Here is a 19,124-nt window from a genome sequence, read left to right as displayed (position 1 = left end):
TCTCAGCGCAGCAGCACCAGCCTGGGCGTTGCGTCGTATGCAATCGCGACGAAGGCGTTCTGGCCGAACGCCATGGCCAGCTCAGTCCCCAGCGCAATATCGGCATGCAAGACAAGCACGCTCGCTTCGTTGGGCCAATCGCCCTTCGGTGATTCGTTGCATGCGGGAAGCGCCAGCAGTTTCCGCTGCGCGAGCGCATCGAGCAGGCGGGTGTGCCGTTGTGCGTTGTCGTTGTCGGATAACAGGGCGCTGGCAGGGTTGCTCGCCGTAAGCAGCACGGCCCGTTTGGCGCCGTGACCCGACAACAAATTGGCTAGCGCCGGATCTGGCTGGTCGATCCGAAGCAGCAGCGGAGGGGCCGTGAGCACCCGGTAATGCGCCGCCCGGTAGGCCTGGATCAGGTCCGCCGGAAGTGCGCTCGCTGCTGCGTCGATCATCAGCCGCGCATTGCCCGCAGGCGGCGGATTCGCTCTTCGGTGGGCGGGTGCGTGGAGAACATACCGGCGAGGCCGCCGCCCGAAAGCGGATTCATGATCATCATTTGTCCGGTCTCGGGGTGCGCTTCGGCCGAGGGCATCGGAATGCCGCGAGCGTAGTAATCGATCTTCTGCAGGGCATCGGCGAGTGCGCCGGGGTCGCCGCTGATCTCGGCGCCGCCGCGGTCGGCTTCGTACTCGCGTGCACGTGAAATCGCCATCTGGATCAGGCTGGCAGCGAGTGGGGCGAGAATCGCGACAAGGATGCCGACCAGCGGATTGGCCGGGCGCCCGTCTTCATCGCGGCCGCCGAAGAACATTGCGAAGTTGGCGAGCGCCGAGATCGCACCGGCGAGGGTGGCGGAGATCGTTGAAATCAGGATGTCGCGGTGCTTCACATGCGCGAGTTCATGTGCCATCACGCCGCGCAGTTCCCGCTCGGTCAGCATCTGCAGGATGCCCGTGGTTGCGGCCACCGCAGCGTTGTCGGGGTTGCGGCCGGTGGCGAAGGCGTTGGGCTGCTGTTCGTTGATGATGTAGACGCGCGGCATCGGCAGCCCCGCGTTGCGCGCGAGCCCCTCCACCATGTTGTAGAGGTAGGGCGAGGTCGCCGCGTCGACCTCCTGCGCGTTGTACATGCGCAGCACCATCTTGTCCGAGAACCAGTACGAGAACAGATTCATGCCGCCGCCGAGCAGCAGCGCCAGGATCATGCCGCCCTTGCCGCCGATCGCCGCGCCGACGACGCCGAACAGCGCGATGATCCCGGCCATCAGGATCGAGGTTTTCAGCCAGTTTCCGAACATCTGGGCTCCTTGTGCGAAGGCGTGTCCGTTTCGATATGGGCGCGATGCGCCCGCAAATCAAGCGTCGGGAAGCGCGAAACGCTGGCCGGCTTGCAAGGGCAAACCCCGCAGAAAATCCGCTGCCGCCAGGCGTTTGCTGCCCGGCTTCTGCAACTCCGTCAGGCGCAGGACGCCGCTGCCGCAAGCGACGCGCACGCCATGGCCGTCGGCCCCGAGAATCGTGCCCGGTTCGCCCGCACCCGCTTCCGCGACGGCCCGCCAGAGTTTGATCGTCTGGCCATCTATTGTGGCTACGCCGCCAGGGAACGGGTCGAAAGCGCGCAGACGTCGCGCTAGGACCTCGGCAGGCTCGCGGAAATCCAGCGCAGCTTCGGTTTTTGCGATCTTGCTGGCGTAGGTGACGCCTTCCGCCGGTTGCGGCGCAGGCGCCAATTCGCACAGCGCGATCTGGTGCAGCGCGTCCACGATCATCTCGCCCCCCAAAGCGGCGAGCTTGTCGTGCAGGCTGGCTGTCGTGTCGTCGGGCGCGATCGGGATCGCGCGCTTGAGCAGCATGTCCCCTGTGTCGAGTCCGGCGTCCATCTGCATGATCGTGATGCCGGTCTCGCTGTCACCCGCCTCGATTGCTCGATGGATCGGCGCGGCGCCACGCCAGCGCGGCAGGAGTGAAGCGTGGATGTTCACGCAGCCGTGGCGCGGAAGATCCAGCACCGCTTGCGGCAGAATCAGGCCGTACGCGGCGACTACCAGGATTTCGGCATTGACTGCGCGCAGCGTGGCTTGCTGTGCATCGGTGCGCAGCTTTTCGGGCTGGTCGACGGGGATGCCGTGGGCGAGCGCCACTTGTTTGACCGGGCTGGGCATCAACTGCATGCCACGGCCGGCAGGGCGGTCTGGCTGTGTAAGCACCAAGGGCACTTCAAAGCCCGCAGCGATGATTGCGCGCAGTGCCTCGGCGGCGAATTCGGGTGTTCCGGCGAAAGCGACTCTCATCTGGGGGCGGAAGGCATGGATTGGTTGAACCGGGCCGCGCGGCGCGCGACCCCGGTGTGGTCAGGCCGTGATGCGCGAGCGCTTGGCGAGCTTCGACTTGATACGGTTGAGCTTGAGTGGCGACAGGTATTCGACGAAAACCTTGCCATCCAGATGATCGATTTCGTGTTGGATGCACACGGCCAATAGCCCATCTGCTTCCAGCTCGAAGGGCTTGCCCTGTTCGTCGAGCGCCCGCACCTTCACACGCTCGGCGCGGGTCACTTTCTCGTAGATGCCGGGCACCGAGAGGCAGCCTTCCTCACACACCTGCTCGCCGGAGCGCGCAATGATCTCCGGGTTGATATAGGCGCGCAGGCCGGTTTTGTCCTCGGAGACGTCAATCACCACGATGCGCTTGTGGACGTTGACCTGGGTCGCCGCGAGCCCGACGCCCGGCGCCTCGTACATGGTTTCAGCCATGTCGCGAATAAGTGTGCGCAACTCGTCGGTGACTTCGGCCACCGGCGAAGCCTTCGTATGAAGGCGCGGATCGGGATAGTGAAGGATGGGCAGTAGCGCCATAAATGCTTGCTGGATGAAGTGACTATGTGCAGAATCTGAAGTGAAATCTCGATGCCCGTGTGCTAAAGCACCGATAACAGGCCGCCAGGGCGTCCGCCCGATAATGGCTCAACAACACCGAGGCAGATTCATGTTCCGCATTATATCCGCGCTGGCCCTGGCTCTGGGACTGTCCGTCGCTTCGGCTTCGGCGGTGGCAGATACCGTCAAACTGGCGGACAACGCCCCCGACTCCTACACCGTCGTCAAGGGCGACACGCTGTGGGATATCTCCGGTAAGTTCCTCAAGCACCCGTGGCTGTGGCCGCAAGTCTGGCGCCTTAACCGCGAACAGATCAAGAACCCGCACTGGATCTATCCTGGCCAGACGATCTACCTGGATCGCAGTGGTCCATATCTGACGACCACGCCGCCGTCGGGCGATGGTGGCACCGTGAAGTTGAAGCCGCAGGTTCGCGCCGAAGACCTCAGCCCGATCGCAAGCGTGCCGCTGCACCGGATCGAACCCTTCCTGTCGCGCCCACTCTTCGTGTCGGAAAACGACCTGGCCGGCAGCGCCACGATCGTTGCGTCCGACGACAACCGTCTGCTCAACGGGCCGGGTGACACGATCTTCGCTCGCAACGTCACCGCGGGCGTCAGCGATTGGCAGATCTACCGCCGCGCGCAACCCTTGAAGGACCCGGTTACCAACGAATTGCTCGGTTACGAAGCCGCCTATCTCGGCTCTGCACGCGTGGTTCAGGACGGCTCGCCGGCAACGATGGAAATCACGTCGGTGCAACGCGAAGTGAACGCCGGCGACCGCATGCTGCCGGCTGGCAAGCCGGAGATCATGTCCTATGTGCCGCATGCACCGAGTGGCAAGGTTGATGCGCGTATCGTCAAGGTCCACGACGGTATCCAGTACACCGGCAAGTACAGCATCGTGACGGTCTCGGCCGGTCGCGCCGCAGGTCTGGAGCCGGGCCATGTGTTGGCGATCTACCGCACCCGTGGCGATGCCAAGTACGACATGGACGGCAAGAAAGAGACGATTGCACTGCCCGAAGAACGCTACGGCGCGCTTTTCGTGTTCCGCGTATTTGACCGCGTGGCGTATGCCCTTGTGGTTGAGAGCGCAGGTCCGGTCAAGGTGGCTGACGCCGTCCGTCAGCCTTGATCGACGACACCGCCGACCTGGCGGCATGGCTCCGCCTGACGCTGATACCAGGTGTCGGGCCGGAGAAGCAGCGCGCCCTTCTTGCGGCCTTCGGACTTCCGGAGGCCGTTTTCGCTTCGGGGCGGCGTGCGGTGGCGGGTGTCGTCGGCGAAGCGCTTGCCGCACGCCTTTTTGATACCGACAATGCCGCAGCCGTCGATGCCGCGCTTGCATGGGCGTCGCAGCCAGGTAACACGCTGCTGACGCTGGCTGACGCGCAGTACCCTGCGGCATTACTGCAGACCGTTGATCCGCCTCTGCTGCTCTACGTCAAAGGGCAGGTGGCCTTGCTTGGCCGGCGCGCGCTTGCGGTTGTCGGCAGCCGAAGTGCGACGGCCCAGGGCATTGCGAATGCGGAGGCGTTTTCGCGTGCGCTATCTGAGGCTGGCTTGACCATTGTCAGCGGACTGGCTTTGGGTATCGACGCTGCGGCACATCGCGGGGCATTGGACGGGGCCGGCAGCACGGTGGCTTTCATTGGCACCGGTGCCGACCGGATATACCCGGCGCGCAATGCGCCGCTGGCGCACCGGATTGCCGAGGCCGGCGCCATCGTCAGCGAGTTCCCGCTGGGGACCCCGTCGGTGGCGCACAATTTTCCAAGGCGCAATCGTCTGATCGCCGGGCTCGCACAGGGTGTGCTGGTTGTCGAGGCTGCGCCTGCGAGCGGCTCGCTGATTACCGCAAGGCTTGCCGGCGAACTCGGGCGTGAGGTGTTTGCGATTCCTGGCTCTATCCATTCGCCGCTGTCAAAAGGCTGTCACCAGTTGATCAAGCAGGGCGCGAAACTGGTGGAGTCTGCGCAGGATGTGCTCGACGAACTGCGTTGGCAGGGGGGCGTGGCACCTGCTCTGGCCGCCCCGAACGCTGCCGCCCAAGAAGGCGGCGGGGTCGGAGCAGAGGCGCAGGTTCTCGACGCGCTGGGTTTCGATCCGGTCGATCCGGACACCTTGTGCACTCGCAGCAAGTTGACGCCTGATGCCCTCTTCGCCATTCTGTTGGAGCTGGAACTCGCTGGCCGGGTCGCACGACTGCCCGGCGGACGCTTCCAGCGCCTGCAATGACCCTTGGCTGCGCGATGATCGATATCCTTGTTTATGTGTTTGAAAGCTATGGCTACCCTGAGGCCTGCCCCGAGCCGGAGTTGCTCGCGCGCAAGCTCAGCGCGGCGGGCTTCGAGCCGGAAGACATCGATTCGGCGCTGGAATGGTTGTCCGGCTTGCAGCGGGTTGCCGGCAGCGACTCACCGAAAATCGATCGCGATAACCGATCGAGTCGGATCTACAGTGGTCCGGAGTTGGCCCGGCTCGATACCGAATGCCGTGGTTTCATTACCTTCCTGGAGCACTCGGGCGTGCTTGACCCCTTGGGCCGTGAGCGCATCATCGAGCGTGCGATGGCCCTTCCGGGCGCCGACCTGAGCCTGGCGAAGCTGAAAGTGATTGTGCTGATGGTGCTGTGGCAACAGCAGGACAACGTCGATGCACTGATCATGGAAGAACTGCTGTCCAGCGCCGAGGGGCCGGCATGGGGCGACGAGAGCCCGGCCGCAGAGCTGCTGCACTGAGACACCGATCGCCGTTGCGCGGCTGCGCGCGCGGCGCCCACCCATTCTTGCTGGACGTTCGCACCCTTAAGGTGCAACGGCCGCTGCCGTAATCGACCCAACATGAGCAAGCTACTGATCATTGCCGAAAAGCCCTCCGTGGCGCAGGACATCTCCCGGGTGCTTGGGGGATTTACCCGTGAAGGCGACTATTTCGAGTCGGAGCAGTACGTGCTGTCGTCCGCCATCGGCCACTTGCTGGAACTGGCAGTGCCGGAGGAATACGAGGTCAAGCGGGGCAAGTGGAGCTTTGCGCACCTGCCGATGATTCCGCCGCATTTCGCGCTGAATCCGATCGAGAAGACGGCCGACCGACTGAAGTTGCTGACCAAGCTGATCAAGCGCAAGGACGTGACCGGGCTGGTGAATGCCTGTGACGCGGGCCGTGAAGGCGAACTGATCTTCAACTACATCGCGCAGCACGCAAAGACCGACAAACCGGTCCAGCGCCTGTGGCTGCAATCGATGACGCCTGCCGCAATCCGCGAGGGTTTTGCCCGTCTGCGCCCGGCGAAGGAGCTCTCTGGCCTCGCCGATGCGGCGATGAGCCGCGCCGAGAGCGACTGGCTGATCGGCATCAACGGCACGCGTGCGATGACGGCCTTCAACTCGAAGAGTGGCGGCTTCCACCTGACGACCGTCGGCCGTGTGCAAACGCCGACGCTGGCTCTGGTGATCGAGCGCGAGGAACGCATCCGCAAGTTTGTGTCTCGCGACTACTGGGAGCTTGAAGGTCAGTTTGGTGCCGCCGCGGGCGGCTATGTCGGCCGTTGGTTCGACGAGAAGTTCAAGAAGGACGAGAACGACGAACACGCGACCGCCAGCCGGCTGTGGGACAAGGCTCACGCTGAGGCGATCCGCGCCAAGTGCGACGGTAAGCCGGGCAAAGTTGAGGAAGAGAGCAAGCCGTCGACCCAGCTCTCGCCGCTGCTGTTTGACCTCACCAGTCTTCAGCGCGAGGCAAACGGCCGCTTTGGTTTCTCCGCTCGTACCACTTTGCAACTCGCGCAGGCCCTGTACGAGAAGCACAAGGCCTTGACCTATCCGCGAACCGATTCACGCGCGCTGCCGGAAGACTATCTGCCGACCGTCGGTGGTGTGCTGGCTGGGCTGCCGGATCGCTACGCGCCCTACGCCAACCAGATCGTCAAGCAAGGTTGGGTCAAGCCGAACAAGCGCATCTTCAACAACGCCAAGATCTCGGACCACTTCGCGATCATCCCGACCGGGACGGTGCCGAAGAGCCTGTCCGAGGCTGAGGCGAAGATTTACGACCTGGTGGTCAAGCGTTTCCTGTCGGTGTTCTACCCGGCCGCCGAGTACTTGGTGACGACACGCATCACCCGCGTCGAGGGCGAAGCCTTCAAGACCGAGGGCAAGGTGCTGGTCAACGCGGGTTGGCTCGCGATCTGGGGTAAGGAAGCCGCGAGCGCCGAGGACAAGGACGATGCCACGCCCGCCCTCGCGCCGGTCAAGCCGGGTGAGGTGGTGCGCACTGACGATGTGCTGGTGAAGCCCAACGTCACGAAGCCGCCGGCACGCTACAACGAAGCGACGCTGCTGTCCGCCATGGAAGGCGCCGGAAAGCTCGTGGATGATGAAGAGTTGCGCGAAGCGATGGGCGGCCGCGGCCTCGGAACGCCTGCCACGCGGGCGCAGATCATTGAAAACCTGATCGCCGAGCAGTACATGCTGCGCGAGGGCCGTGAGCTGATCCCGACCGCCAAGGCGTTTTCGCTGATCACGCTTCTGAAGGGGTTGTCGGTTGAGGAATTGACCTCGCCCGAATTGACCGGCGAGTGGGAATACAAGCTGGGCCGGATTGAACGTGGCGAACTCTCGCGCGCAGATTTCATGCGCGAAATCGCCGAAATGACCAAGCACATCGTCGAGCGTGCGAAAACCTACGATAGCGACACGATTCCCGGCGACTTCGGCATCCTGAAGTCGCCTTGCCCGAAGTGCAGCGGCTTGATTCGCGAGACCTACAAGAAATTCCAGTGCAGCGACTGCGAATACTCGTTGTGGAAGATCGTTGCGGGGCGCCAGTTCGAACCGCATGAAATCGAGACGCTGCTGACCGAGGGACAGGTGGGGCCGCTGGTGGGCTTCCGCAACAAGATGGGTCGGCCGTTCAACGCGATCATCAAGCTCAACGACGAGAAGCAGCCTGAGTTCGACTTTGGGCAGCCTAAGGACGACGAACTCGCCGAGCCGGTCGATTTCTCGGGCCAGGAGGCGCTCGGGGCTTGTCCGAAGTGCCGCGCGAACGTCTACGACCATGGCCTCTCTTATGTCTGCGAGAAATCGGTCGGCCCGGGCAAATCATGCGATTTCCGCTCCGGCAAGGTGATCTTGCAGCAGGAGATCGAGCCGACGCAGATGAAGAAGTTGCTGACAGATGGGCGTACGGATCTGCTGAAGAACTTCGTCTCGTCGCGTACGCGTCGCAAGTTCTCGGCATTCCTTGTGCGTGGTGACGACGGCAAGGTCGGTTTCGAGTTCGAGAAGAAGGCGCCCAAGGCGCCAGCCCGCAAGAAGGCGGGTGCTGACGAGGCTGCTGCCCCGGCCGAGAAGCCAGCACCGCGCACACGCCGCAAGACCGCGTAGCCAATTCCGTATGTTGCGGCGCCTGATCAGCCTCCTGTCGGTTCTGCTGCTGGCGTCGCCGGCGGGCGCGGGCGAGACCCTGCGCCTGCTGACCTGGCCCGGCTATGCCGATCGTGACTTGGTGCAGGCCTTCGAGCAGCGTTTCAACGTCAGCGTCGACGTCACCTATGTCGGTTCCGACGACGAGATGTGGGAGCGTGCGAACAGCGGCAAGGACGGTACGCCGTTCGACGTGATCGCCGCCAATACCGCAGAGCTGCAACGTTATATCGACAACGGTCTGGTGCTGCCGTTGCGGCTGCGCAATATCCCGAACACCCACAATCAGACTGCGCGCTTCCGCAACCTCGCCAATATCCCGGGCCTTACGCGCAAGGGCGAGGCCTACGCGATTCCCTACACCTACTCGGCGATGGGGCTGATCTACAACCGCAAGCTCGTTACCAAACAACCGGTATCGATCACTGCGCTGTGGGATCCGAAGTACCGCGGCAAAGTGCTGGCCTACAACGGCAGCAGCCACAACTTCAGCCTCGCTGCACTGGCCTTGGGATTCAGCGATCCCTTCCGGCTCTCGCAACCGCAGTTTTCGCAGGCGGTGGCGCGCTTGCGGGACTTGCGCGACAACGTGCAGGGCTTCTACAGCAAGCCCGAAGAAGTTGTGGAGCTGTTTCGCAGCAAGGACATCGCGCTGGTCTACGCCAACTATGGCGACCAACAGGTGCAGATGCTGGAGAAGGCCGGCGCCGATATTGGCTATGTGATCCCGCGTGAAGGGGCGCTCGCCTGGCTGGATTGCTGGGCGGTGATGCGTGGCGCGCGCGACCGCAACCTTGCCGAGGCGTGGATCAACTACACGCTGACCCCCGCTGTCAGTGGGCAGCTGCCGGTGCGACAAGGGCTCGCCAGCACATTGACCTCCGGCAGCGATACGTCCCGCCAGGAGGCCAAGCTGATCTGGCTGGAGCCTGTGGAGGACTACGCGCGACGTACGCTCTACTGGGAACGTTTGATGTCGGGCTACGACAAGGCACGTTGACCAGCCGTCTGGCTCGTCGTGGAGCCAGAAGTGTTCCGGCTGCGTGCTGCGAGGGGGCTGTGATGAGCGAAGCGGTGGAGCTGGAAGGTGGTTGTTTGTGCGGCGCGGTGCGTTACCGTGTCCGGATCGAGAAACCAGAGGGCTACTACTGCCATTGCCGAATGTGCCAGCTTGCCTTTGGCAGCGTCTTTGCGCCGTGGGTGAATGTGGCGGTCAGTGATGTGAGCTGGCTTGGTGTGGCGCCCAAACGCTACCGTTCCTCGCGTATCGCCGAGCGCGCTTTCTGCGCCGAATGCGGCACCCCGCTCAGTTTTCACTTCATCGATTCGCCGCGCATGGATCTCTCCGTCGGGAGCCTCGACGACCCGGCGCGCGTGCCGCCCGCCAGCCACTTCGCGGTGGAGACGCGCGTAGCGGCCTGGCATGTACCGGATGGTCTGCCCGAGCAGAAGGCGAGCGACTACGATGCCCTGACCACGCGCTGGCGGCAGGCCTACGGCGAGGCTGAGCCGGGTCTGGCCACTGTTCGCGCGGCGGATGCGCCACGTGACTGACTGGCAGCCGATACTCGATTTCTGGTTCCTGCCGCCCGGAGCGATTGGCTTCGGTTCGCCGCGCGCTGAGTGGTTCCGCAAATCCGATGCCTTCGATCGCAGCATCGCTGACCAGTTTGGCGTGTGGATCGAGCGTGCGCTCGCCGGCGACCTGAGCGAATGGGATGCCGTGCCAGCGGGCGGGTTGGCGCGCATCCTGCTGCTCGACCAATTCACCCGTAACGTCTTCCGCGATACGCCGCGCGCCTTTGCGGGCGATGCGTCGGCGCTCTCCGCCGCCAGCGCATTGGTCGCGCGCGGCGACGACCAGCACTTGAGCGCTGTGCAGCGCGTGTTCGCCTACCTGCCGTTTGAACATGCCGAAGATGCTCACGCGCAGGCGCACTCGGTGCGCTTGTTCGAAGCGCTCGCGTCGTCGTGGCCGGATGGCGCACCCTACCTCGACTATGCGCGCCGCCACCGCGATGTGATTGAGCGGTTCGGTCGCTTCCCGCATCGCAATGCGGTGCTGGGGCGCGCGTCGACAGTCGAAGAGCAGCGCTTCCTCACCGAGCCCGGCTCCCGCTTCTGAGCGGGCAGGGGCCGGTGGCGCCAGGCGCAGCCCCAGTGGGCGGCCCTGGCGCGGTTGTGTCAGGCGAGCCCGAGGCGTTGCCAGATCGTGCTGGTCAGGCCCGCCTGGTTCAGCGTGTAGAAGTGCAGGCCCGGTGCGCCGCCTTCGAGCAGACGCTCGCACAGCTCGGTCACGATATCCAGGCCCAGCGCTTTCACGCTTGCGGTGTCGTCGCCCAGTGCCTCGAAGCGGCGGCGCATCCATTGTGGGATCTCGGCGCCGCAGGCGTCCGAGAAGCGCGCCAGCTTGCTGAACGAGGCGATCGGCATGATGCCTGGCACGATCGGGATCTCCACGCCACGGGCCCACGCTTCGTCGACGAACTGGAAGTAGGCGTCGGCGTTGTAGAAGTACTGCGTGATCGCGGAGTTGGCGCCGGCGCGCACCTTGGTCGCGAAAGCGTCGAGGTCGGCGGTGGCGCTGCGCGCCTGCGGGTGGAATTCCGGATAGCCGGCCACCTCGATATGGAAGGCATCACCGGTTTCGGCGCGGATGAAGGCAACCAGCTCGTTGGCGTAGCGGAACTCGCCCGGGTCGGCCATGCCGGAGGGCAGGTCGCCGCGCAGTGCGACGATGCGGGTCACGCCCATCTCGCGGAACTCCGCCAGGTGGTCGCGGATGCTGTCCTTGGTTGCGCCGATGCACGACAGGTGCGGCGCCGCGTGCAGGCCTTCGGCCTGGATCTCGCGCACGATCTCCAGCGTGCGGTCGCGCGTAGAGCCGCCGGCCCCGTAGGTGACCGAGAAGAACGCCGGGTTGAGTTGCGCCAGTTGGGCGCGTGCGAGGCGCAGCTTCTCGACGCCTTCGGGCGTCGCGGGCGGGAAGAATTCGATGCTGAATGTGGGTTTGTCTGTCATCACTGACCTGCTGATTCGGGGGCGTCCGCTGCGCGGCGCGCATGGACGAAAAATTCGCGGTTGCCGTCGCCGCCGGTGATCGGCGAGTCGTACCAACCTTGCACGGTGAGGCCGCAGTCGGCGCAGGCCGCACGGATCTTGGCTTCGACTTCCGGGTAAAGCGCCGTGTCGCGCACGATGCCGCCTTTCGCGAGGCCTTTTGGGCCCACTTCGAATTGCGGCTTCACCAGCATCAGCAGGTCGGCTCGCGGGTGCATCAGCGCGGCAGCGGCGGGCAAGACCAGGGTCAGCGAGATGAAACTCAAATCGCCGGTGACCAGATCGAAGCCGCCTTGTGGAAAGTGTTCGCCCAGATCGCCGGTGCTCAGCGAACGGGCATTGAGGCCTTCCAGCGTGACGACGCGTGCGTCGTCAGCGAGGCGCGCATGCAACTGGCCATGCCCGACCTCGACACCAACTACTTTCGCCGCGCCCGCCTGCAGCAGGCAGTCGCTGAAACCACCGGTGCTCTGGCCCAGGTCGAGGCAGCAGCGCCCGGCGACTGCGACGCCGCTTTGCGCCAGCGTGCCAGCCAACTTATGACCGCCGCGCGACACGAAGCGGTCCTCGGCATCCTCGGCGACCTGCAGCTCGGCACTGTCGGGCAGGTAGTCGGCCGGTTTTCCAACCTGCTGCGTCCCTTGCGGCGACTGCCAGCTCACTCGGCCCGCCGCAATCAGCCGCTGCGCCGCGGTGCGCGATGCAGCTAGGCCGCGTTCGACCAACAACTGGTCTGCGCGGGTGCCGGCATGCGCGGTGACGCTGCGTTTGCTTTGCGTGGCGCGCGGCTTGCTGTTGCGCGCGTGGAAGGAGTTCATCGACATCGTTCGGACTACGGCGTGGTGATCTGCCGCGCGTAGGCTTCCTGTTCGAGCGGCGCGCGGCTGTAGCCAAGCGCCAGCATCTCGACCAGATACTGCCGCGCATACGGTGCAATGCCACCGAGCCGTTCGTACTGCGCGACATGGACGAGCTCATGCGAGATCAGCCGTCGCGAGTTGGCGAACTCTGGCTTGAGCAGAATTGCGTAACCCTGCGTGCGACCGGCTTCGTCATCGGTGCCGAAGATCAGGCCCAGCTCACGCGCCGCATTGGCCATGCGCGGATCCTCCGGCATCGGAAAGCGGCGGCGAACTTCGATGCGGATTTTCTGCGGCGCGGCGATGCCGAGCGTCTGTGCCATCGCCAGTTCCGCCTCGCTCAGCGGGCGGCCGTTGATCAGCACTTCTGCTTCGGTCGCGGCGAGCAGATCCGCAATCACTGGCGTCGCCTGTTCCGCGATCGCGTTGATGCGAATGCCGGGCGTGGCGAGCTTCTGTTGCTCTTCGGGCGATAGCCGCACCCACTGCTCGCCACCACAGGCGGCGAGCAGCAGGAGGGCGCAGCCAAGCGCGACGCGGGTGCGCATCAATGCCGGCTTAGTAGCGATAGTGCTCGGCCTTGTACGGGCCTTCGACCGGCACGCCGATGTAGGCGGCCTGCTCGGGGCGCAGCGTCGTCAGCTGGGCGTTGAGGGTCTTCAGCTGCAGGCGCGCGACCTTTTCGTCGAGGTGCTTGGGCAGCGTGTAGACGCCCACCGGGTAGTCGGCGGTCTTGGTGAAGAGCTCGATCTGCGCGATGGTCTGGTTCGCGAAGCTCGACGACATCACGTAGCTCGGGTGGCCGGTGCCACAGCCCAGGTTCACCAGGCGGCCCTTGGCGAGCAGGATGATCCGCTTGCCGTCCGGGAAGATCACGTGATCGACCTGCGGCTTGATCTCTTCCCACTGGTACTTCTCGAGCGAGGCGACGTCGATCTCGTTGTCGAAGTGGCCGATGTTGCAGACGATGGCGTTGTTCTTCATCGCGGCCATGTGGTCGTGCTGGATCACATGGAAGTTGCCGGTGGTGGTGACGAAGATGTCGGCTTTGTCGGCGGCGTACTCCATGGTCACCACGCGGTAGCCTTCCATCGCGGCCTGCAGTGCGCAGATCGGGTCGATTTCGGTGACCCACACTTGCGCCGACAGTGCGCGCAGTGCTTGGGCCGAGCCCTTGCCCACGTCGCCGTAGCCGCACACCACGGCGATCTTGCCGGCGATCATCACGTCGGTGGCACGCTTGATGCCGTCGACCAGCGATTCGCGGCAGCCGTAGAGGTTGTCGAACTTCGACTTGGTGACCGAGTCGTTCACGTTGATCGCCGGGAACTTCAGATCGCCGCGCTGGTGCATCTGGTACAGGCGATGCACGCCGGTCGTGGTTTCTTCGGTGACACCCTTGATCTGTGCCAGACGCGTCGAGTACCAGGTCGGGTCGGTCGCGAGCTTGGCCTTGATCGCCGCGAAGAGGATCGTCTCTTCTTCGGACGTCGGCTTGGCGATCACAGACAGATCCTTTTCGGCCTTCGCGCCCAGGTGCAGCAGCAGCGTGGCGTCGCCGCCGTCGTCGAGGATCATGTTGGAAAAACCACCGTCGGCCCATTCGAAGATGCGGTGGGTGTAGTCCCAGTAGTCGGTCAGCGTTTCGCCCTTCACGGCGAAGACCGGGATGCCCTGCGCGGCAATTGCGGCGGCGGCGTGATCCTGCGTCGAGAAGATGTTGCACGAGGCCCAGCGCACTTCGGCGCCCAGCGCGGTGAGCGTCTCGATCAGCACGGCGGTCTGGATCGTCATGTGCAGCGAGCCGGTGATGCGCGCGCCCTTGAGCGGCTGCGCAGCGGCGTACTCTTCGCGGATCGCCATCAGGCCGGGCATCTCGCCCTCGGCAATCTTGATTTCCTTGCGGCCCCAGTCGGCGAGCGACAGGTCGGCGATGACGTAATCTTTGGTATCGACCACAGTGTTCATACGAACTCCTTGAACGGTGTGGCCGGGAGGGAAGCAGGGATGTGACCGGCAAGTTCCGGTTCGCTCACGCTACCCAAGCCCGGCGAGGGTTGGACAGGGTGAGCGCAGTTCTTGCCCGCCTGCGCGAACGCGCTCTGGCAGGGTCCGAGCCTGGGATTCGGGGCATGCCCGACTCTCGCAGCGCTCCTCGGAAGTCTCGAAGTATAGATCAACTCGCCCGCTTTGCCGACGCTATGCCGCTGAATACAAATGGAAACCGCTGCGACCCGGCGGGAAACACGTTGCCTGTGCGAGACTTTGCACAATCCGAAGCGGCAACGAGGCAATCCGTGCAGTTCGAACATGTGGTGGTGATCAACGATCCGCTGGAGGCCTTGGCCGATACGCTCACGCGTGAGCAGGTGTGGGCCGGGTTGATGTGGCGCGTCGAAGATCCCTGCGCTTTCCAGCCGGCGCTGGTGGGCTGCGAGATCCTCAGCCGCAGCGGGACGCAGGTGGAGCGTGTGCTGGATTTCGGCAGCTTCCGCATGCGCGACACCGTGCGTATCGAGCCTGATCGCGTGGTGCGCTTCGAATCGGCCGCAGAAGGCGAACGACCGGGCGCACAGCTGGCTGTCAGCATCGAAGAGCCGGGCGAAGGCTTGCTCGTGCTGCGTTTTGCCTACCGGACGACTTTGAACGAGCAGAGCGGAGGCGACGCCGAATTCGCCGGTTACGTTAAGGCCGCCTACCGTGCCGCCGATATTGATACGGTGCGCTTGATTCGTGAGTTCGCCGCACGCGGTCGCGGCCACTGATCGGCCAGCTGCCGGCGGTCGACGTCTCGCCGGATCTTTCGCGCCAACGCTTTGTCATAATCCGACCTCCCGCACGCAGGCCCGTCGGCCTGAGAGGACGCTGTCATGCACTACCTGTACCGATTTCTGATCCTGTTCCTGAGCGCCGCCTTCGTTGCCGGCTGCGGTGGTGGCGGCGGCGGGGGCGGCGGCACGCAGACCGCAACGGTCACGGTGACCGGATTGAGCCCGTCCTTCGCCTTCCCGGGCGATACGGTGACGGTGATCGGCACCAACTTCAACAGTGTCACCGGCCTGCGCCTCGGTACCGCTGACGTCCCCTTCACGCTGATCAGCACGACGCGGCTGAGCTTTGTCGTGCCCGACTCCGCAGTCAGCGGCACGGTGACGCTGGTATCGGGCACCGCGACGGTCGATTCGCCGACCACGCTGACCGTGCTCGGCGTGCCGCAGGTCAGCAGCGTGTCGCCGACCAGCGCACGTCCGGGCGATTCGCTGACGCTGACCGGCACCAATCTGGCGAACGTGAGTCAGGTGCGTGTGGGCGGTGTTGCGGTGACCCCGACGGCGCGGACCGGCACCCAGCTCATCGTTGTCGTGCCGGCCGGTGCTGCCGACGGCAGCCTGGCCCTGGTGCTTTCCAACGGCAGCAGTCGTACGCTCACGCAGACCTTTACGCTACTGCCGGCGCTGATTTCCGTCAGCGCCATGTCGCCCACCAGCGGGCCGGAAGGCGTCTCGGTGCAGGTCACCGGCCTCGCGCTCGATACCGTCACGGGGGTCAGCGTGGGCGGTGTGGCCGCAACGGTGCTGGACAAGACGGCCACGTCACTCGACTTTGCCGCCCCGGCGAAGAGCGGCAATGTGATCCTCAGTGGCCCTGGCGGGCAGTCGGTGCAGGCCGGCGTGTTCACGTTGACCACCGGTTCGGCGCCGGTCGTGACCATCTCGCGCGTCGATGTCGCTCAGGCGTACTCGCAACCGGTTGGCGCAACTTATCAGTTCCTCGTTCCCGGCAAGATCGCGCTGGTACGGGCCTACATCAGCGCCAACCAGCGCATCGCGAGCCCCAAGGTGACGGCAACGATCAGCGGTTGTGCGGCAAGCCCGACGCTCACGCTGACCGGGCCGTCTGCGCTGCCGACGACAGCCCCGGCGCTGGACGACCTGGCGGGTACTTTCTCCGCGCAGATCCCCGCTTCATGCGTGCAGAGCGGGCTGCAAATCGGGGTGACGGTGGCCAATACCTCGCCCGCCAACAGCGGCGCAACCCGTAGCGCGACGCCGAGTGTCGGCCGGCCAACCAACCTGAACCTGGTGCTCGTACCGCTGGTGACGAACAACTCGACGGGTACGGTGCCCGATGTCGAGGTCGTACGACGCATGTTTGCGCGCGCCTACCCGATCGATGCGTCGAGGATCACGATCAGTGTGCGGACGCCTTACACGCTGGCGACCAAGACAGTAAGTGGCACTGTTGCGGACAGCTGGAGCAACGCGCTGCAGGAGGTGCGGCAACTGCGCGATCTCGAAGGCGGTGGCAAGCACTACTACGGCCTTGTGCCTTCGCCCGGATTCTCCGGCGGTACATCTGGCCTCGCCTACCAGAATGGAGCAACCAATTCGGGCGGCGGCGCCTGGCTGGCAGCGATAGGGCTGGACTCGGTCGCGCTTGCTGCAAACCGCTTCGGCGCGAATGCATGGCTTGACACGATGACGCACGAGGTCGGCCATAACATGAGCCTGGGTCACGCACCCTGTGGAGGAGCAACCGACGCCGAGGCCGACTTCCCCTACGCCGGAGGTGGCCTCGGGCCCTATCCGGTGCACGAGTTCGACAGCGACCGGAATGGCACTGTGGGCCCTGAAACGGTCTACTTCCCGGCCACCAGCGTCGCGCACGACGTGATGGGCTATTGCGATAGCGAGTGGTTCTCGGACTACAACTACAGCCGCGTGCAGACCTTCATGCAGAGCTTCACCTATCCGCAGATCACGCCGTTCGCCGAGCCGATCGAGATGCTGGATTTCTTCGGTGATATCCGCGATGGCAAGGTGCGGTTGGCGCCCCCCGGCGCGCGCATGTCAACCCAGCCCTATGCCGCGGGAGGCGCCTTCACCTTGCGTGTGACGACTGCTGTGGGTGCCGTGGTCGAGGTGCCCTTCACGCCAGTGAAGGTGGCCGACGAGGCTGGCAGCAGCCTGCAGCATTTCCATGTGGCCCTGCCCAACCCCGGCACGATTGCGAAGGTCGAGGTGTTGCAGGGCGCGATGACACTGCCGCTGACGCTGGATTCGCCGCCGGTAGCCGCCGCGCAGTCGGTGGGCGACACGGCGACCAGTGCGTCACCGCTCAGCTGGAGCGAGGCGAATGGCGTGCTGAGCGTGACCTGGGATGCCGCACGTTACCCGGTGCTTCGCGTGCGCCAGCTCGGCACGGAACCGATGGTGCTGGCGCTGCAACTGACTGGTGGCAAGGCCACGTTGCCGCTGACTGGCGTGCCGGCCGGCGGCAAGTGGGAATTCAGTCTCTCGGGCGGCTTCAACGCCCGTTCGCTGACACTCGCCCGCTAAGCGGGCAGCGGTCGCTGCACGCCGCTCAGGCGGCGTCGCAGCGCAGCGCCGAGAGATCGGCCTCGCTGAGCCAGCGCCATTCGCCGGGTGCGAGGTCGGCCGGCAAGGCGAGGCGGCCGATCTCGCCGCGGTGGAGTGCTTCGACGCGGTTGCCGGCTGCACCGATCATGCGCTTGACCTGGTGGTACTTGCCGCCAGTGATCGTCAGGCGCAGCAGGCACTCACCGATGATTTCGCAGCCTGCCGCGACCACCGGCTCGGGCTCGTCGTGCAGTTCCACGCCAGCAAGCAGCGCCGAGACCAGCTCCGGCGTGGCCGGGTGCTTCAGCGTGACGGTGTAGATCTTTGGGATCGCGCGTTTCGGTGAGCTGAGCTGATGAATCAGCTGGCCGTCTTCCGTGAGGATCAGCAGGCCGGTGGTGTCTTCGTCGAGACGACCGACGGCCTGTACGCCACGTGCGCGCAGTGGTGCGGGCAGCAGCGCGAACACGCTGGGGTGGTGCACCGGCTTGTGCGACACCTCGTAACCGGCGGGCTTGTGCAGCATCACATAGGCCACCTCGCGGTATGACCATCGCTCGCCATCGACCTCGAATTCCAGCCCGGCCGGATCAAGTTCGACAAAGGGGTCGTCCATCTCTTCGCCATTCACGCGGACAAAGCCGTGGCGTACCAGGCCGCGGCATTCCTTGCGGCTGCCAAAGCCCTGAGACTGGAGGATGCGGTCGAGTTGCATCGGGAGATTCCTTGTTCGCGAAGGCGCGGACTATACGCCCAACTCGCCCTCACTTGGCGCCGACATGGGCGGCATGGCAGGGAACGAGCGCGCCGTGCAGTCAGGGCGTGGATGCCACAGCGGCTAGCGTAGTGACTCGAATTTGGGCAGCGCAAGCCGCCAGCGAATTGCCGCCAGCCGCAGCAGGAAGATCAGCGTGCCGCTCCAGAACGCCGCCCAGGGCGCATTGAAATCCAGTGCGAGCAGGGCGACAAGGCTCAGCGCGCCGGCGCCCGCGGCCGTGGCGTACAGCTCGCCGCGGAACACCACCGGCTCTTCATTCGCCAGCACATCGCGCAGGATGCCGCCGACCACGCCAGTGATCACGCCCATCAGCGCGGCGACTGTCCAGTGGGTCCCGGCGTTCAGCGCCACCTTGGTGCCGACGATCGTAAACAGCGCGAGGCCGATTGCGTCGGGAATCAGGAACAGGTCGAGCGGCAGGCGCATGCGGCGCGCCAGCGCAAAGGCCGCAATACCGGCCAGGGCGGCGGCGATCAGGTAGGTCGGGTCGGCAACCCAGAATACCGTGCGCCCCAGCAGCAGGTCGCGCGTTGTGCCGCCGCCCAGCGCTGCGGCAAAAGCGACCACCACCACACCGAAGGCGTCGAACTGCTTGCGGCCGACTTCCAGCACCGCCGCCGCCGCGCAGGCAGCTACCGCGGCGATGCCGAGCCAGTAACCAAGCAGGGAAATACTCACGGCAGGCGCGGGCAGTTGCATCACGTTCAGGGCATGCGGAGAGAGCCGCCAAGCATACCCTTGCGCGCACACCCGCCCTTGCGCCGGGCCAAA

Annotated in this window: 19 protein-coding genes and 1 riboswitch; of the genes, 9 read left to right on the top strand and 10 right to left on the bottom strand. The window is 64.9% G+C overall.

The window, feature by feature from the left end:
• Window positions 1–2: 2 nt before the first annotated feature.
• The 4 genes from HH302_RS09575 to def are packed head-to-tail and all read right to left on the bottom strand — an operon-like array spanning window position 3 to window position 2,839.
• Window positions 3–437 carry a DUF3293 domain-containing protein gene (locus tag HH302_RS09575; protein ID WP_172201672.1) on the bottom strand — a complete coding sequence of 145 codons (435 nt, stop codon included), beginning with the start codon at window positions 435–437 and terminating at the stop codon, window positions 3–5.
• Entirely contained in the window at window positions 437–1,282 is an 846-nt protein-coding gene (gene htpX / locus HH302_RS09570) for a zinc metalloprotease HtpX (RefSeq protein WP_172201671.1), read from the bottom strand. Before htpX ends, HH302_RS09575 begins: the two co-directional genes overlap by 1 nt.
• 57 nt (window positions 1,283–1,339) lie before the next feature.
• On the bottom strand, window positions 1,340–2,275 hold the full coding sequence (fmt, locus tag HH302_RS09565) for a methionyl-tRNA formyltransferase (RefSeq protein ID WP_172201670.1): 936 nt from the start codon (window positions 2,273–2,275) through the stop codon (window positions 1,340–1,342).
• Between the two features lie 60 nt (window positions 2,276–2,335).
• Complete coding sequence (gene def, locus HH302_RS09560) at window positions 2,336–2,839, bottom strand: peptide deformylase (protein ID WP_172201669.1); 504 nt, start codon at window positions 2,837–2,839, stop codon at window positions 2,336–2,338.
• Window positions 2,840–2,969: 130 nt separating this feature from the next.
• On the opposite strand from def, the gene HH302_RS09555 reads away from it, so the two are divergent.
• The 7 genes from HH302_RS09555 (at window position 2,970) to HH302_RS09525 (ending at window position 10,420) form a co-directional block, all read left to right on the top strand.
• Window positions 2,970–4,001, top strand: a complete 1,032-nt coding sequence (locus tag HH302_RS09555; protein WP_172201668.1) for a LysM peptidoglycan-binding domain-containing protein — start codon at window positions 2,970–2,972, stop codon at window positions 3,999–4,001.
• A complete protein-coding gene (gene dprA, locus HH302_RS09550) occupies window positions 3,998–5,104 on the top strand; it encodes a DNA-processing protein DprA (RefSeq protein WP_216661852.1) in 1,107 nt (368 codons plus the stop codon). The genes HH302_RS09555 and dprA overlap by 4 nt, the downstream gene beginning before the upstream one ends.
• 14 nt (window positions 5,105–5,118) lie before the next feature.
• Complete coding sequence (locus tag HH302_RS09545; protein WP_172201667.1) at window positions 5,119–5,607, top strand: DUF494 family protein; 489 nt, start codon at window positions 5,119–5,121, stop codon at window positions 5,605–5,607.
• A gap of 102 nt (window positions 5,608–5,709) precedes the next feature.
• The gene (locus HH302_RS09540; protein ID WP_172201666.1) at window positions 5,710–8,256 is read left to right on the top strand and encodes a DNA topoisomerase III; all 2,547 of its coding nucleotides are present in this window, start codon (window positions 5,710–5,712) and stop codon (window positions 8,254–8,256) included.
• 10 nt (window positions 8,257–8,266) lie between these two features.
• Window positions 8,267–9,295, top strand: a complete 1,029-nt coding sequence (locus tag HH302_RS09535) for an extracellular solute-binding protein (RefSeq protein ID WP_172201665.1) — start codon at window positions 8,267–8,269, stop codon at window positions 9,293–9,295.
• A gap of 62 nt (window positions 9,296–9,357) precedes the next feature.
• On the top strand, window positions 9,358–9,849 hold the full coding sequence (locus HH302_RS09530; RefSeq protein WP_172201664.1) for a GFA family protein: 492 nt from the start codon (window positions 9,358–9,360) through the stop codon (window positions 9,847–9,849).
• Entirely contained in the window at window positions 9,842–10,420 is a 579-nt protein-coding gene (locus HH302_RS09525) for a DUF924 family protein (RefSeq protein ID WP_371814666.1), read from the top strand. The genes HH302_RS09530 and HH302_RS09525 overlap by 8 nt, the downstream gene beginning before the upstream one ends.
• 59 nt (window positions 10,421–10,479) lie before the next feature.
• Here HH302_RS09525 and metF read toward each other — a convergent pair whose 3' ends face one another.
• The 4 genes from metF to ahcY are packed head-to-tail and all read right to left on the bottom strand — an operon-like array spanning window position 10,480 to window position 14,183.
• The gene (gene metF, locus HH302_RS09520) at window positions 10,480–11,316 is read right to left on the bottom strand and encodes a methylenetetrahydrofolate reductase [NAD(P)H] (protein ID WP_172201662.1); all 837 of its coding nucleotides are present in this window, start codon (window positions 11,314–11,316) and stop codon (window positions 10,480–10,482) included.
• Window positions 11,316–12,173 carry a TlyA family RNA methyltransferase gene (locus HH302_RS09515; protein WP_253946079.1) on the bottom strand — a complete coding sequence of 286 codons (858 nt, stop codon included), beginning with the start codon at window positions 12,171–12,173 and terminating at the stop codon, window positions 11,316–11,318. Before HH302_RS09515 ends, metF begins: the two co-directional genes overlap by 1 nt.
• A 14-nt stretch (window positions 12,174–12,187) precedes the next feature.
• Window positions 12,188–12,763, bottom strand: a complete 576-nt coding sequence (locus HH302_RS09510; protein ID WP_172201660.1) for a hypothetical protein — start codon at window positions 12,761–12,763, stop codon at window positions 12,188–12,190.
• 10 nt (window positions 12,764–12,773) lie between these two features.
• Window positions 12,774–14,183, bottom strand: a complete 1,410-nt coding sequence (gene ahcY, locus HH302_RS09505) for an adenosylhomocysteinase (protein ID WP_172201659.1) — start codon at window positions 14,181–14,183, stop codon at window positions 12,774–12,776.
• 93 nt (window positions 14,184–14,276) lie between these two features.
• Window positions 14,277–14,378: riboswitch (S-adenosyl-L-homocysteine riboswitch) on the bottom strand.
• 134 nt (window positions 14,379–14,512) lie between these two features.
• Between ahcY and HH302_RS09500 the strand changes: the two genes are divergently transcribed.
• Together HH302_RS09500 and HH302_RS09495 are read left to right on the top strand one after the other, a co-directional pair.
• Window positions 14,513–14,980, top strand: a complete 468-nt coding sequence (locus HH302_RS09500; RefSeq protein ID WP_172201657.1) for an SRPBCC family protein — start codon at window positions 14,513–14,515, stop codon at window positions 14,978–14,980.
• Window positions 14,981–15,085: 105 nt separating this feature from the next.
• Window positions 15,086–17,554 carry an IPT/TIG domain-containing protein gene (locus tag HH302_RS09495; RefSeq protein ID WP_172201655.1) on the top strand — a complete coding sequence of 823 codons (2,469 nt, stop codon included), beginning with the start codon at window positions 15,086–15,088 and terminating at the stop codon, window positions 17,552–17,554.
• Window positions 17,555–17,579: 25 nt separating this feature from the next.
• On the opposite strand, the gene HH302_RS09490 is transcribed toward HH302_RS09495, so the two are convergent.
• Window positions 17,580–18,290, bottom strand: coding sequence for a pseudouridine synthase (locus tag HH302_RS09490; RefSeq protein WP_172201653.1), 711 nt, complete (start codon window positions 18,288–18,290; stop codon window positions 17,580–17,582).
• A gap of 123 nt (window positions 18,291–18,413) precedes the next feature.
• Entirely contained in the window at window positions 18,414–19,031 is a 618-nt protein-coding gene (locus HH302_RS09485) for a trimeric intracellular cation channel family protein (protein WP_371814663.1), read from the bottom strand.
• Window positions 19,032–19,124 lie beyond the last annotated feature (93 nt).

The sequence above is a fragment of the Niveibacterium sp. COAC-50 genome (assembly GCF_013184235.1).
GTDB lineage: Bacteria > Pseudomonadota > Gammaproteobacteria > Burkholderiales > Rhodocyclaceae > Niveibacterium > Niveibacterium microcysteis.
Note: the sequence above shows the minus strand (reverse complement) of the source record. Positions and strands in the feature narration are given on the sequence as shown.

Bases quoted from the DNA above. Each gene is read 5' to 3' on its own strand.
- HH302_RS09575 (WP_172201672.1), bottom strand. From the start codon at position 437: ATGATCGACGCAGCAGCGAGCGCACTTCCGGCGGACCTGATCCAGGCC.
- htpX (WP_172201671.1), bottom strand. From the start codon at position 1,282: ATGTTCGGAAACTGGCTGAAAACCTCGATCCTGATGGCCGGGATCATC.
- fmt (WP_172201670.1), bottom strand. From the start codon at position 2,275: ATGAGAGTCGCTTTCGCCGGAACACCCGAATTCGCCGCCGAGGCACTG.
- def (WP_172201669.1), bottom strand. From the start codon at position 2,839: ATGGCGCTACTGCCCATCCTTCACTATCCCGATCCGCGCCTTCATACG.
- HH302_RS09555 (WP_172201668.1), top strand. From the start codon at position 2,970: ATGTTCCGCATTATATCCGCGCTGGCCCTGGCTCTGGGACTGTCCGTC.
- HH302_RS09545 (WP_172201667.1), top strand. From the start codon at position 5,119: ATGATCGATATCCTTGTTTATGTGTTTGAAAGCTATGGCTACCCTGAG.
- HH302_RS09540 (WP_172201666.1), top strand. From the start codon at position 5,710: ATGAGCAAGCTACTGATCATTGCCGAAAAGCCCTCCGTGGCGCAGGAC.
- HH302_RS09535 (WP_172201665.1), top strand. From the start codon at position 8,267: ATGTTGCGGCGCCTGATCAGCCTCCTGTCGGTTCTGCTGCTGGCGTCG.
- HH302_RS09530 (WP_172201664.1), top strand. From the start codon at position 9,358: ATGAGCGAAGCGGTGGAGCTGGAAGGTGGTTGTTTGTGCGGCGCGGTG.
- metF (WP_172201662.1), bottom strand. From the start codon at position 11,316: ATGACAGACAAACCCACATTCAGCATCGAATTCTTCCCGCCCGCGACG.
- HH302_RS09515 (WP_253946079.1), bottom strand. From the start codon at position 12,173: ATGAACTCCTTCCACGCGCGCAACAGCAAGCCGCGCGCCACGCAAAGC.
- HH302_RS09510 (WP_172201660.1), bottom strand. From the start codon at position 12,763: ATGCGCACCCGCGTCGCGCTTGGCTGCGCCCTCCTGCTGCTCGCCGCC.
- ahcY (WP_172201659.1), bottom strand. From the start codon at position 14,183: ATGAACACTGTGGTCGATACCAAAGATTACGTCATCGCCGACCTGTCG.
- HH302_RS09495 (WP_172201655.1), top strand. From the start codon at position 15,086: ATGCACTACCTGTACCGATTTCTGATCCTGTTCCTGAGCGCCGCCTTC.
- HH302_RS09490 (WP_172201653.1), bottom strand. From the start codon at position 18,290: ATGCAACTCGACCGCATCCTCCAGTCTCAGGGCTTTGGCAGCCGCAAG.